This is a genomic window from Nocardia xishanensis NBRC 101358 (assembly GCF_001613365.1).
GTDB lineage: Bacteria > Actinomycetota > Actinomycetes > Mycobacteriales > Mycobacteriaceae > Nocardia > Nocardia xishanensis.
In genome coordinates this window covers 167,374-179,839 of the sequence record NZ_BDCF01000006.1, presented here as the reverse complement: position 1 = coordinate 179,839, position 12,466 = coordinate 167,374, and the positions used below count along the sequence as shown (strand labels likewise).

The 12,466-nt window shown below is 68.1% G+C and carries 12 protein-coding genes; 6 read left to right on the top strand and 6 right to left on the bottom strand.

Features of this window, described 5'->3' with window-relative positions:
- Positions 1-8 precede the first annotated feature (8 nt).
- The 3 genes from NX1_RS07255 (at position 9) to NX1_RS07245 (ending at position 2,734) form a co-directional block, all read left to right on the top strand.
- Positions 9-1,043 carry a thiolase family protein gene (locus NX1_RS07255; RefSeq protein ID WP_068055733.1) on the top strand — a complete coding sequence of 345 codons (1,035 nt, stop codon included), beginning with the start codon at positions 9-11 and terminating at the stop codon, positions 1,041-1,043.
- Positions 1,040-2,209 carry a thiolase family protein gene (locus tag NX1_RS07250; protein WP_068055730.1) on the top strand — a complete coding sequence of 390 codons (1,170 nt, stop codon included), beginning with the start codon at positions 1,040-1,042 and terminating at the stop codon, positions 2,207-2,209. The genes NX1_RS07255 and NX1_RS07250 overlap by 4 nt, the downstream gene beginning before the upstream one ends.
- Before the next feature lie 96 nt (positions 2,210-2,305).
- A complete protein-coding gene (locus NX1_RS07245) occupies positions 2,306-2,734 on the top strand; it encodes a nuclear transport factor 2 family protein (protein ID WP_068055727.1) in 429 nt (142 codons plus the stop codon).
- A gap of 88 nt (positions 2,735-2,822) precedes the next feature.
- Here the strand turns inward: NX1_RS07245 and NX1_RS07240 are convergent, their stop codons facing one another.
- Positions 2,823-4,085 carry a cytochrome P450 gene (locus tag NX1_RS07240; protein WP_068055724.1) on the bottom strand — a complete coding sequence of 421 codons (1,263 nt, stop codon included), beginning with the start codon at positions 4,083-4,085 and terminating at the stop codon, positions 2,823-2,825.
- Between the two features lie 130 nt (positions 4,086-4,215).
- Between NX1_RS07240 and NX1_RS07235 the strand changes: the two genes are divergently transcribed.
- Positions 4,216-5,379, top strand: coding sequence for a steroid 3-ketoacyl-CoA thiolase (locus NX1_RS07235; protein ID WP_068055721.1), 1,164 nt, complete (start codon positions 4,216-4,218; stop codon positions 5,377-5,379).
- A 363-nt stretch (positions 5,380-5,742) separates the two neighbouring features.
- Positions 5,743-6,159 (top strand): helix-turn-helix domain-containing protein, encoded by a 417-nt coding sequence (locus NX1_RS07230; RefSeq protein WP_011207048.1) that lies wholly within the window; start codon positions 5,743-5,745, stop codon positions 6,157-6,159.
- A 569-nt stretch (positions 6,160-6,728) separates the two neighbouring features.
- Here NX1_RS07230 and NX1_RS07225 read toward each other — a convergent pair.
- The 5 genes from NX1_RS07225 to NX1_RS07200 all read right to left on the bottom strand — a co-directional run bounded on the left by NX1_RS07225 (position 6,729) and on the right by NX1_RS07200 (position 11,601).
- Positions 6,729-7,751 (bottom strand): hypothetical protein, encoded by a 1,023-nt coding sequence (locus tag NX1_RS07225; RefSeq protein ID WP_068055718.1) that lies wholly within the window; start codon positions 7,749-7,751, stop codon positions 6,729-6,731.
- Entirely contained in the window at positions 7,748-8,263 is a 516-nt protein-coding gene (locus tag NX1_RS07220; RefSeq protein ID WP_068055715.1) for an ImmA/IrrE family metallo-endopeptidase, read from the bottom strand. The genes NX1_RS07225 and NX1_RS07220 overlap by 4 nt, the downstream gene beginning before the upstream one ends.
- 10 nt (positions 8,264-8,273) lie before the next feature.
- Entirely contained in the window at positions 8,274-8,717 is a 444-nt protein-coding gene (locus NX1_RS07215) for a hypothetical protein (protein ID WP_068055710.1), read from the bottom strand.
- Positions 8,718-9,866: 1,149 nt separating this feature from the next.
- On the bottom strand, positions 9,867-10,778 hold the full coding sequence (locus tag NX1_RS07205) for an SDR family oxidoreductase (protein ID WP_068055705.1): 912 nt from the start codon (positions 10,776-10,778) through the stop codon (positions 9,867-9,869).
- Positions 10,779-10,809: 31 nt separating this feature from the next.
- Positions 10,810-11,601, bottom strand: coding sequence for an SDR family oxidoreductase (locus NX1_RS07200; protein ID WP_068055700.1), 792 nt, complete (start codon positions 11,599-11,601; stop codon positions 10,810-10,812).
- Positions 11,602-11,687: 86 nt separating this feature from the next.
- Here NX1_RS07200 and NX1_RS07195 point away from each other — a divergent pair, with 86 nt between their 5' ends.
- Complete coding sequence (locus tag NX1_RS07195; RefSeq protein WP_068055697.1) at positions 11,688-12,452, top strand: enoyl-CoA hydratase family protein; 765 nt, start codon at positions 11,688-11,690, stop codon at positions 12,450-12,452.
- The last annotated feature ends 14 nt before the right edge of the window (positions 12,453-12,466 follow it).

The window sequence follows — 12,466 nt, the reverse complement described above, 5'->3', positions numbered from 1 at the left end:
CGCTTACGTTGACTGACAACGCCACCGACATCGCGGTCGTGGGCTTCGCCCACGCACCGCACGTGCCGGAGACTTTCGGCACCACCAACGGTGTCGAGATGCTGGTGCCCTGCTTCCAGCAGCTCTACTCCGATCTGGGCATCACCAAATCCGATATCGACTTCTGGTGCTCCGGCTCCTCCGATTACCTTGCCGGACGCGCCTTCTCGTTCATCTCCGCGGTCGACGCCATCGGCGCGGTGCCGCCCATCAACGAGTCGCACGTCGAGATGGACGCCGCATGGGCGCTGTACGAGGCGTTCGTGAAGCTGAAGTCCGGGCAGGCCCGCACCGCGCTGGTCTACGGCTTCGGCAAGTCGTCGGCGGGCACGCTGCGCCAGGTGCTCACCCTGCAGCTCGATCCGTACCTGGTGGCTCCGCTGTGGCCGGACGCGCTGTCCATCGCGGGCCTTCAGGCTCGGGCCGGTCTCGATGCGGGCCGCTGGACCGAGCGTGACATGGCCGCGGTCGCCGCGGGCGACTCGGGTGACGTCGAAAGCCTGCTCGCCACACCGTATGTGGCGGATCCGCTGCGTGCGCACGACTGCGCGCCGATCACCGATGGCGCGGCCGCCATCGTGCTCGCGGTCGGCGATCGCGCCCGCGAACTGTGCGAGCGCCCCGCTTGGATCACCGGCATGGCTCACCGCATCGACACCCCCGTGCTCGGCGCTCGCGACCTCACCGTCTCCCCGTCGACTTCGGCTGCGGCGCAGGCGCTTACCGGCGGCGATCTGAGCGGCTTCGATCTCGCCGAACTGCACGCGCCGTTCAGTCACCAGCAGCTGATCCTCACCGAGGCCATCGGGCTGAAGCCGGAGACGAAAGTCAACCTCTCAGGTGGCGCACTGGCCGCCAACCCGATGTTCGCGGCGGGTTTGGAACGCATCGGTTTCGCGGCCGAAGCCATCATGGCGGGCACCGCGAACCGCGCGCTCGCCCACGCCACCAGCGGCCCCGCGCTGCAACAGAATCTTGTGACCGTTTTGGAGGCGCTGGCATGAGTATCCCGGCCGCGGTGCTCGGCACCGGACAAACCCATCACGTGACGAAACGAACCGACGTCTCGATGTCGGGCATGTGCCGCGAAGCAATCGATCGCGCGCTCGCCGACGCCGGGCTCACCATCGCCGATATCGACGCGGTGGTGGTCGGTAAGGCGCCGGACCTGTTCGAGGGCGTCATGATGCCCGAACTGCATATGGCCGACGCCCTCGGCGCGACAGGAAAGCCGCTGCTGCGCGTGCACACCGCCGGTTCGGTCGGCGGTTCCACCGGCGTGGTGGCGGCCAACCTGGTGCAGGCGGGCGTGCACAAGCGGGTGCTCGCGGTGGCCTGGGAGAAGCAGTCGGAGTCGAATGCCATGTGGGCGTTGTCGATTCCGGTGCCGTTCACCATGCCGGTCGGCGCGGGCGCGGGCGGCTACTTCGCCCCGCACGTGCGTTCCTACATCCGCAGGTCGAACGCGCCGACGCACATCGGGGCGATGGTCGCGGTGAAGGATCGGCGCAACGGCGCCAAGAACCCGCTCGCCCACCTCAGGCAGCCCGACATCACGCTGGAATCGGTGCTCGCCTCGCAGATGCTGTGGGATCCGATCCGCTTCGACGAGACCTGCCCCTCCTCGGACGGCGCATGCGCGATCGTCATCGGCGACGCCGAGGCGGCCGCGGCGGTGGAGGCCGAGGGCAAGAAGGTGGCGTGGGTGCACGGCACCGCGATGCGCACCGAGCCGACCACCTTCGCCGGGCGCGATCAGGTCAACCCGCAGGCAGGCCGGGACGCGGCGGCCGCGCTCTGGAAGGCGGCGGGCATCACCGATCCGCTCGAGGAGATCGATGCCGCCGAGATCTACGTGCCGTTCTCCTGGTTCGAGCCGATGTGGCTGGAGAACCTCGGTTTCGCGGCGCCCGGCGACGGCTGGAAGCTCACCGAGAAGGGCGAGACCGAGATCGGCGGACGCATCCCGGTCAACCCGTCGGGCGGCGTTTTGTCCTCCAACCCGATCGGGGCGTCCGGCCTCATTCGGTTCGCGGAGGCGGCCAAGCAGGTGATGGGACGGGCGGGCGACTACCAGGTCGACGGCGCGCGCAAGGCCATGGGCCACGCCTACGGCGGTGGGTCCCAGTACTTCTCCATGTGGGTTGTAGGTGTGGAAAAGCCTCGCTGACGCTCGGCTTTTGCCACGCCTACCGACGTTGGAGGTCGATCGGGGGCGCTTCGCTTCCCCGATCGACGAGTACCCGCCATCAGATACGGAGCTCCTATGACCACCGCCGCTACCTCGACCGAGCACCCCGCCCGCCTCGCCGGGCTCGCCTCGCAAGCCGCCGTGCGGGCACGGGACAAAGACGCGTGGCTGGATTTGTTCGCCGCCGACGGGATCGTCGAAGATCCCATCGGCCCTTCGGGTTTCGATCCCGAGGGCAAGGGTCACCGCGGCCGGGACGCCATCGCGGCGTTCTGGGACAAGGCGATCGCGCAGACCGAATCCATCGAGTTCCTCTTCGGCGATTCCTTCGCCTGCGGCAAGGAGGTGGCCTTCACCGGCACCATCCGCACGCGTATCGGCGGACATCGGATCGATGCCGAGGGTGTGTTCACCTACAAGGTCGACGACGCGGGCAAGATCGCCGCTCTGCGCGCGTTCTGGGAGGTCGACCGGGCTATCGCGACCACCCGGTCCGTCGACTGATACCGGCTGCCCCCTTCCCCTTCGGGCAGCAAGCGAAAGGGCCCTCGAACCGGCTGGATACTCCGGTTCGAGGGCCCTTTTCGTACGGTCAGTGCGCGACCGGGCAGCCGCCCTTGTAGTCGACCGGGAATTCCTTGATTCCGTTCAGCCAGCCGGACCGCAGGCGCTTCGGGTCGCCGATCTTGGTGATGTCGGGCAGGTGGTCGGCGATGGCGTTGAAGATCAGGTCGATTTCCAGGCGGGCCAAGTTCGCGCCGATGCAGAAGTGCGCGCCGGTACCGCCGAAGGACAGATGCTGGTTGTCCTTGCGGGTGATGTCGAACTTCTCCGGGTTCTCGAAGACGTCCTCGTCGAAGTTGGCCGACCGGTACAGCATCACCAGCCGCTGGCCCTTCTTGATCTGCACGCCGCCGAGTTCGGTGTCCTCCAGCGCGGTGCGCTGGAAGGAGGTGACCGGGGTGGCCCAGCGGATGATCTCGTCGGCGGCGGTGGCCGGGCGCTCCTTCTTGAACAGCTCCCACTGGTCGGGGTTGTCCAGGAAGGCCATCATGCCGTGGGTGATGGCGTTGCGGGTGGTCTCGTTGCCCGCGACCGCCAGCATGATGACGAAGAAGCCGAACTCTTCCTCGCTGAGCTTGTCGCCGTCGATATCGGCCTCGATCAGCGTGGTCACGATGTCGTCGGCGGGGCATGCCTTGCGGGCGGCGGCCATCTGGTAGGCGTAGCCGAGGATCTCCGCGGAGGCGGCCACCGGGTCGGCGTCGTTGTCCGGGTCGTCGTAGCCGGTCATCTGGTTGGACCAGGTGAAGACCTTCATCCGGTCTTCCTGCGGAACGCCGATCAGCTCGGCGATCGCCTGTAGCGGCAGCTCGCACGCCACCTGGGTGACGAAATCACCCGCCCCCGACTCGGCCGCGCTCTTCACGATCTCCTCGGCCCGCGCCGAGAGCTCGGCGCGCAGGCCGTTGATGGCACGGGGGGTGAAGCCGCGCGAGATGATCTTGCGGAGCTTGGTGTGCTCTGGCGCGTCCATGTTGAGCAACACGATGCGCTGCAGCTCGATCTGCTCGCGGGTGATGTCGTCGTTGAAACGCGGGATCGCGGTGTTCTCGAAGCTGGAGAACACGTCGCTGCGCCGCGACACCTCCTTGACGTCGGCGTGCTTGCTCACCACCCAGAAACCCTCGTCATGGAAGCCACCGGTCTCGGGCGACTGCGGGTTCCACCAGATCGGCGCGGTGCGCCGCAGTTCGGCGAATTCTTCGACCGGAACTCGCTCGGCGTAGATGTCCGGGTCCGTGACGTCGAACCCTTCCGGCAGATTCGGGCGGGCGTTCCGAGTCTCAACCACCAGATGTCTCCTTCGACAAACTGAAACACGTTCTACAATCAATTGCAGCACAGCCGGAAGGACTAGTAAAGAAGCGCGGGCCATCCGGCTGGCACACGTTTCAGTTTTGCTCCCAAGAGGAAGGTTCAAGATGGGCACACCCGTCATCGTCGAGGCCGCTCGCACACCGATCGGCAAGCGCGGCGGCTGGCTTTCCGGCCTGCACGCCGCCGAACTCCTCGGCCTCGCCCAGCGCGGACTGCTCGAGCGCGCCCACCTGGACCCAGCCCAGGTCGAGCAGGTCATCGGCGGCTGCGTCACCCAGGCGGGCGAGCAGTCCAACAACGTCACCCGGGTCGCGTGGCTGCACGCCGGACTGCCGTGGCAGGTCGGCGCGACCACGATCGACGCACAGTGCGGTTCCGCGCAGCAAGCCAACCATCTGGTGGCCGGCCTCATCGCCGCCGGCGCGATCGATGTCGGCATGGCCTGCGGCGTCGAGGCGATGAGCCGAGTTCCGTTGGGCGCCAACGTCGGCGAGCACGCCGGTTCGCGCAGGCCCGCGTCGTGGAACATCGACCTGCCCAACCAGTTCGAGGCCGCGGAGCGGATTGCCAAGCGGCGCGGCATCTCTCGCGCCGACGTCGACGAGTTCGGCGCGCGCTCGCAGCGGCTCGCCGGGCAGGCTTGGGCCGAGGGACGTTTCGATCGCGAGGTGCTGACCGTCACCGCGCCCGCGGTGGACAAGGAAGGCAATCCCACCGGCGAGAAGCTAGACGTCAGCCGGGATCAGGGTCTGCGCGAGACCACGGCGGAGGGCCTGGCCAAGCTGAAGCCGGTCCTGGAGGGCGGCGTGCACACCGCGGGCAGCTCGTCGCAGATCTCCGACGGCGCGGCCGCGGTGCTGCTGATGGACGAAAAGGCCGCGCAGCGAGCGGGTTTGCGTCCGCGCGCGCGGATCGTGACCCAGGCGCTGGTCGGCGCCGAGCCGGAATTCCACCTCGACGGGCCGGTGCAGGCGTGCACCCGGCTGCTCGAGCGCTCGGGCATGAATATCGGCGACATCGACCTTTTCGAGATCAATGAGGCATTCGCTTCGGTCGCACTTTCATGGGCTTCTGTACATCAGCCGGACATGGACCGGGTGAATGTAAACGGCGGCGCCATCGCCCTCGGCCATCCAGTCGGGTCCACCGGATCCCGGCTCATCACAACGGCTTTGCACGAACTGGAGCGCACGGGCGGCAGTACCGCAATGGTGCTCATGTGTGCCGGTGGCGCACTGGCGACAGGTACGATCATCGAGAGGTTGTAGCAACTTCAACCAATTCTCCGCCTTATTGTTGAACGTTCATCCCAGAGCGGGCAAAACGTGTCGTACGCCACACAATGGCCGGTACGCTCGACTAGATGAGATGTCAGCTATCTTCTCGCTAACATCACCCCGATCGGGAAGACCCCCGCGACGGGCCAGAACCGGGTCGTACAGCGTCTCCACTAGAGACGTTGGCGCGACCCGCAAACGCAACCGTCCCAGTGACTTCGCCAGCCGCCCACCTAGAAGCTTCAAGGAAATCCTGAATCAGGCGTAGGTTTTCAGTTACTGAGCCGCTAATATCAATGATACGTATCCGAGATAACGACTGTTAGTACAGCGAAGGGAATTGGGCGGCTCACAATGGCTGATTTCGCGGCGCGGCTGAACAAGCTGTTCGAAACCGTGCATCCCCCGGGGCGCAAGCCGCACACCAACGCGGAGGTTGCGGCTGCGCTGACGGCCTCCGGGCATCCGATCTCGAAACCGTATCTCTCGCAGTTGCGGTCGGGCCAACGGACCAACCCGTCGGACGAAACGGTGGCTGCACTGGCCAAGTTCTTCAAGGTCAAGCCGGACTACTTCTTCAACGACATCTATGCCGCCAAGATCGATCACGATCTAGAGCTGCTGTCCCAGCTGCAGGGCTACGGACTGCGTCGGCTGTCGAGTAGGGCGTTCGATCTTTCCGAAGAATCACAGAACCTTCTCACCTCCATGGCGGAGAAGTTGCGGGCGAGCGAGGGCTTGCCCGAAATTCCTCCGGACGGAACCGAATAGGGTTCTCCCACAGCGCAGCACAGTGCGGCCATCGGTCGCACTGTGCTGCGTTGTGCGCGAACCAGCTTCCCGAGGAGGGACGGGACCACCGCAACAGAAAGCTACCTGCCGAAACCAATTCGGCGTTGTGCGCGCATTCTGTCGTGCCCGCGGATTGCGCACCGATTCGGATTCCGCTCTGTGCAAGAACGTTTGAAAGTTCACCTATCGAGCGATCCCATGCGGGTTGCGATCGCCATTGTGCAAACGCATGCCACACGGCGGAAGACCGCGCGAGCAAGTTCCGCCTTCGGTTGGGAGCCCCGATTTCCAGGGGTCATTACATTACGCTGATGGACGCGGGTCCAACTTCTAACCCGCGCCGCTGCCGTCACGGTGACGATGCCCTCACCGGCATGCGGTGTGCGCTGTGAGCTGTGAGCTGACATAAGCACCCTCGAGTCGACGTCATCGATGCAGACCGGCAACACTCGGCGCCGAGAAACGTGGTGCGTCACGGGGAACGGCGGATGTCATCGCTTGCCCAAGCGATACCGATTCGGCGCGGCGTGTGGTCGCCGCACGGCAGGTCATCGCGAAACCGTCTGCTCCGAATGCGCGCCCGCAGTGGACTCGTAGGCGCGCGCGATCGCTTGCACCCAGCCGCGCGGGCTGACGCCCTCCGGTGGTGCGATCCAACGGGCGTCTATCACTATGTCGCCCAACGGATTTCGTGCCCAACGCGCCACTCGGTCCGCGTGCTCGGGGATGGCGGCGGGCGGTGTTCCCGTGGCCGCCAGCTCGACGCCGCCGCCGGATTGCAGATAGAGGGCGTCCATGATCTGGGCGACCTGGTCCGATGCTCGCAGCTGCGTCGAGGTTGCGGTCTGGTCGTGCGCCACCACTTCGGGGAACCGGCCGACCATCAGGCGATGCAGCGACCGAATCCGGCTCAGCAGCACCCTTGCTCGCACCCACAGCTCCACCACGATCCACACCGCGCCGAAAGCGACCAGCAGCGCGGCGATTTCCCACGCCTGCCAGCCCCACGTCGGCTCTCCGGCAGGCGTGCGTGGCTCGCCGGCAAGCGAGCGCCGCAGCTGAAGCATCGCGAGCACGCCGACCAGCGCGGTTCCCAAGGTGTAGATGGCGATCCCGCGGCCGAGCGTCGTCCAGTCGAGATTGCGCAGTCCGGTCACCACGATGAAGATCGCGCCGAGCGCGACGAGCAGCCAGCCGAACGAGTACGACCAAGACAGTGCGATGGCCACCGCGGTCGTACCTCCCGCATAGATCACCGTGGCGATCTGGCGCAGATTGCGCCGCGAGACCACCGGCCATGCCGCGGCGGCCACCACCGAGGTGGCCGTGACGAACGCGAGCCATGCCGACGCCACGATGCCGTCGGAGAGCAGCCCCGAGCGCAGGCCGTGCGGGCGCAGATTGTCTATGGCGAGGGCGATTTCGGGCACCGCGACCGTCGCGCCGAGCGCCACCGCTGCCACCGCGACGACGATCGCCACGCGCGCAGTCGTCGCGGGTTTCACCAGCACGCGCCCCACGCGCGCGCCCGCGGCCACCCAGACCAGCATGGCCGTCGACCAGAACGTCATCCGAGTGCCTCATCGAATCGAAGGACCGAGACGCCGGCGCCTCGGCTGTTGAAGACGCGCAGCCGGGTCATCAGCATGGCGGCGAAGGTCTCGGCCTCCCATTCGGCGAGTTCGTCGGCGCCGTCGTCGACGATCTGCTGATGGGCACGCTGGCTGAGCATGTAGGCGATCAGATCGTCGCTCGCCTCCAGCGTCACCTCCGGCGCGGGCGCGCCTTCGTGGTCGAAGACGATGTGGCCGAGCTCGTGGGCCAGCGTGTGGTCGCGGCTCGGCAATGCGGTGGCCAGCACGATGACGTCCCGGTCGGGATAGAACCTGCGCTGCCCGCAGACGCCGGGACCCAGCTGGGCGCTGGCGATCTCGATATCCCGCTCTCGCTCGTAGGCGACCGCGGCGACCACCTCGTCCAGCGTGGTCGCGTCGTAGTCGGCGGCCACGGCGCACACCGCGTCGACCGCGGCCGCCACCCGCCGGTAGGACCGGGAGCTGCTCTGCGCTCTGCTCTCACTCATCGCCGACCCCTCACGACCTCGGGCCGAAGAACTGGGCGCGGGCGGCGTCCACCCTGGCCTGCGCGGCGGAGGCGCTCTGGAAACTGACCGCGCCGGAACCGGTTCCGGCGAGCGCTAGCGCGATGAGGCCACCGACGACCGAGAGCACGTTCGGTGCGGGCAGTCCGTCGTCGGCGCTCGTCGGGCGCACGTTGGGGTTCGGATTCACCGGCGCTTGCGGTAAGACGGGAGCGGGCGGCGACTGCTCCGGAACCGCGTCCGAGGCGGGCGGCGCGGCGACCGGGACGGGTGCGAGCCGTGGAGCGGAGTCGTCGGGGGCGGGCGGAATGACCAGGGGCGCAGTGGGAATCGCCGGGGCCGACGGTGGCAACGGGATCAGCAGGAGCAACAGCGGCGACGCGGAGCCGACCGCGGCCGAACCGAGGGCGGCCGTACCGACGGCGGCGGAACCCACGCCAGCGGAACCAACGGCCGCCGAACCGACACCAGCGGAACCAACAGCCGCCGAACCGACACCAGCGGAACCAACAGCCGCCGAACCAACTCCGGCAGAGCCGACCGCTGCCGAACCGACACCGGCAGAGCCGACCGCTGCCGAACCGACACCGGCACCGGCACCGGCACCGGCGGAGCCGACCGCTGCCGAACCAACTCCGGCAGAGCCGACAGCCGCCGAACCGACACCGGCAGAGCCGACCGCTGCCGAACCGACTCCGGCACCGGCGGAGCCGACCGCTGCCGAACCGACACCGGCAGAGCCGACAGCCGCTGAACCGACCACCGCTGCCGAACCGGTACCGAGTAGCGCCCCGACTCCGGCAGACCCGGTACCGAGTACAGCGCCCAACCCGACAGACCCGGTACCGAGTAGCACCCCAAGTCCCGCCGATCCGGTGCCCAGCGCAGCGCCCAACCCGGCGGAACCGAGTCCGGCCGCACCCAATCCGGCGGAACCTGCGACGCCTGCTGAACCGAGTCCGGCCGACCCCGCGCCACCGGCGGAACCAAGTCCCGTCGATCCCGCGCCACCCGCGGAACCAAGTCCGGCCGCATCCAATCCGGCGGAACCTGCGACGCCTGCTGAACCGAGTCCGGCGGAACCCCCGGCACCAGTGGAACCAAGTCCGGCGGAACCCCCGGCGCCTGCCGAGCCCGCGCCCGACAGACCGATGTCCTCGGCGGCGGGCTCGGAAGTCATTGGCACCAGCGGCAATCCGCGGCCTGTGGTGGAGGCGCGAGACTCGGGGACGCGCGGCTGTCCCGGCTCTTCGAGCGGTATGCCACCGGGTTGCGCGAGGGCGGCAGCGGAACCGACTAGCGTGAAACCGGTCACAGCTCCGGCTAGTGCCACCGCACGGAACGTGCGACCAACGGCCATGCGCCAGCCTTCCCCTCTTCGTACAGCGCAGATCTAATGCCCGGTCGCAACACCTTCATCCGGGACTTTTCGACGGACGGGTGCTCATAGTAAACCCCCGCCCTGAACCGCGCAGGAGAAGGATGGCAGCACGAAGCGACGCCCGGAGGGGTCGGGCGTCGCCTCACATGCCGTTAGCTCGGATTTCACTGGTCGGGCTCATGGCCCGCCCAGCAAACGAATCGATCAGGCTCCGTACACCGGCTCCGGTGGCGCGGACTTCGCGATGAGGTCCGCGACGACCGGACCGAGTTCGGCGGGCTCCCAACGGGCACCGCGATCCACCGCGACACCGTGCCGCCAGCCGTCGGCCAGCGCGACCTTGCCGCCCTCCACCTCGAACATGCGGCCGGTGACACCGGCGGACTGCGGGCTGCCGAGCCAGACGACCAGCGGCGAGATGTTCTCCGGCGCCATCGCGTCGAACCCGTTCTCCGGCTTGGCCATCGTCTCGGCGAAGACGGTCTCGGTCATTCTGGTGCGCGCGGCGGGCGCGATGGCGTTGACGGTCACGCCGTACCGGGCGAACTCGGCGGCGGCGGTCAGGGTCAGACCGGCGATGCCCGCCTTCGCGGCGCCGTAGTTGCCTTGGCCGACGCTGCCCTGCAAGCCCGCGCCCGAGCTGGTGTTGATGATGCGCGCGTCGACACGGCGGCCCGCCTTGCTCTCACCGCGCCAGTATTCGATGGCGTGGCGCATGGTGGCGAAATGGCCCTTGAGGTGCACCCGCACCACCGCGTCCCACTCGTCCTCGCCCAGGTTGACCAGCATCCGGTCACGCACGAAGCCCGCGTTGTTGACCAGCACGTCGAGGCCGCCGAACGCGTCGACGGCCTGGTGAATCAGGTTGCGCGCGCCCGCCCAGTCCGCGACGTCGTCACCGTTGGCCACGGCCTGGCCGCCCATCGCCTCGATTTCGGCGACCACCTGCTGAGCAGGCGTTTCGGCGGTGGACGCACCGTCGAGGGCGGAGCCGAGGTCGTTGACCACCACGCGCGCGCCCGCGGCCGCGAAGGCCAGCGCGTGCGCCCGGCCGATGCCGCGGCCCGCGCCGGTGACGATGACGGTGCGCCCGGCGCAGATCTGCTCGCTGCTCATTACCTGTTGTCCTCTTTCGTTCCGTTCGGGATCAGGCCCGCTGCTGGTCGTGCTCCGCGGTGGACGCGGCAAGGAAGGCGGGGCGCTCGCCGCCGCCGTGCACCGGCAGCGAAGCGCCGCTGACGTAGGCGGCGAGGGGCGAGGCAAGGAAGGCGGCGGCGCGGCCGATGTCCTCGGGGCGGGCCATCCTGCCGAGCGGAACCGTCGCGGCGACGGCATCGATGCCGTCGCGGTCGCCGTAGTGCATTTCGCTGAGCTCGGTCTCGACCAGGCCGACCACCAGCGAGTTCACCCGGACCTTCGGGGCCCACTCGACGGCGAGCGATTGGGTCAGGTTGTCGATGCCCGCCTTGGCCGCGCCGTAGGCCGCTGTGCCCGGCGAGGCCCGGTGGCCGCTGACGCTGGAGATCATCACGATCGATCCGCCGTCGGGCTGTTGCTGCATCACGGCGTTGGCGGCTTGCGAAACCAGCAGCGGGGCGAGGAGATTCAGCTCCACGATCTTGGCGTGGAAATTCTTGCTCGCGGTGGCGGCGAGCGCGAAGGGGGCGCCGCCCGCGTTGTTCACCAGGTGGTCGAGCCGCCCGTGGCGCGCGATCACGGTGTCGATCATGCCCTGGACCGCGTCGCCGTCACGGACGTCGCAGGGCAGGTACTCGATCTCCTTGCCGTCGTGGACCACCGGCTCGTCGGCCGGGCGCCGGGCGCACGCGACCACCGTCGCGCCCGCGGCCAGAAATGTCCTGCTGATCCCCGCGCCGACACCACGAACGCCGCCGGTGACCAGAACGACGCGATCGGTCAGATCGATTTCGAGTCCCACCGTGCTAACCTACCAAGCAACTGCTTGCTTTGCCAATGCCGACGACATCCGGCCCGCACCACGAGCTCAGAAACGAAGGACATGCGATGGGGATCAACCGTCACTCCGAATCAACCGGCATCACCGTGGTCACGGTCGACTACCCGCCGGTCAACGCCATCCCGACCGACGGCTGGTTCGCCATCGCCGACGCCGTCCGCGCGGCCGGGCGCGACCCCGAGACCAAGGTCGTGGTGCTGCGCGCCGAGAACCGCGGCTTCAACGCGGGCGTCGACATCAAGGAGATCCAGAGCAAGCCGGGCCACCAGGCGCTGATCGACGCCAACCACGGCTGCTTCGAGGCGTTCGCCGCGGTGTACGACTGCCCGGTGCCGGTCATCGCGGTGGTGCAGGGCTTCTGCCTCGGCGGCGGCATCGGCCTCGTCGGCAACGCCGACGTCGTCATCGCCTCCGACGACGCCACCTTCGGCCTGCCCGAGGTGGACCGCGGCGCGCTCGGCGCGGCCACCCACCTCTCCCGGCTGGTCCCCCAGCATCTGATGCGCGCGCTGTTCTACACCGCGAGCACCATCACCGCCCAGCAGTTGCACCACTACGGCTCGGTGTACCAGGTGGTGCCGCGCGCCGAACTCGACGCCGCCGCGATGGAAGTCGCCAAGAACATCGCGGCCAAGGACGGCCGGGTGATCCGTGCGGCCAAGCGTGCGCTCAACGGCATCGACGTGCAGGACGTGCACCGCAGCTACCGCTACGAGCAGGGCTTCACCTTCGAGCTGAACCTGGCGGGCGTCGCCGACGAGATCCGCGCCAGGTTCGAAGACGACCTCGCGGCGCGCAAGGCCGGCGAGTAGCCCGCCCACCGGAT

What these genes read in the sequence shown, in the direction of transcription:
- NX1_RS07225 (WP_068055718.1), bottom strand. Translation starts at nt 7,751, where the DNA reads ATGACGTTCTGGTCGACGGCCATGCTGGTCTGGGTGGCCGCGGGCGCG.
- NX1_RS07205 (WP_068055705.1), bottom strand. Translation starts at nt 10,778, where the DNA reads ATGAGCAGCGAGCAGATCTGCGCCGGGCGCACCGTCATCGTCACCGGC.
- NX1_RS07195 (WP_068055697.1), top strand. Translation starts at nt 11,688, where the DNA reads ATGGGGATCAACCGTCACTCCGAATCAACCGGCATCACCGTGGTCACG.
- NX1_RS07235 (WP_068055721.1), top strand. Translation starts at nt 4,216, where the DNA reads ATGGGCACACCCGTCATCGTCGAGGCCGCTCGCACACCGATCGGCAAG.
- NX1_RS07245 (WP_068055727.1), top strand. Translation starts at nt 2,306, where the DNA reads ATGACCACCGCCGCTACCTCGACCGAGCACCCCGCCCGCCTCGCCGGG.
- NX1_RS07230 (WP_011207048.1), top strand. Translation starts at nt 5,743, where the DNA reads ATGGCTGATTTCGCGGCGCGGCTGAACAAGCTGTTCGAAACCGTGCAT.
- NX1_RS07220 (WP_068055715.1), bottom strand. Translation starts at nt 8,263, where the DNA reads ATGAGTGAGAGCAGAGCGCAGAGCAGCTCCCGGTCCTACCGGCGGGTG.
- NX1_RS07250 (WP_068055730.1), top strand. Translation starts at nt 1,040, where the DNA reads ATGAGTATCCCGGCCGCGGTGCTCGGCACCGGACAAACCCATCACGTG.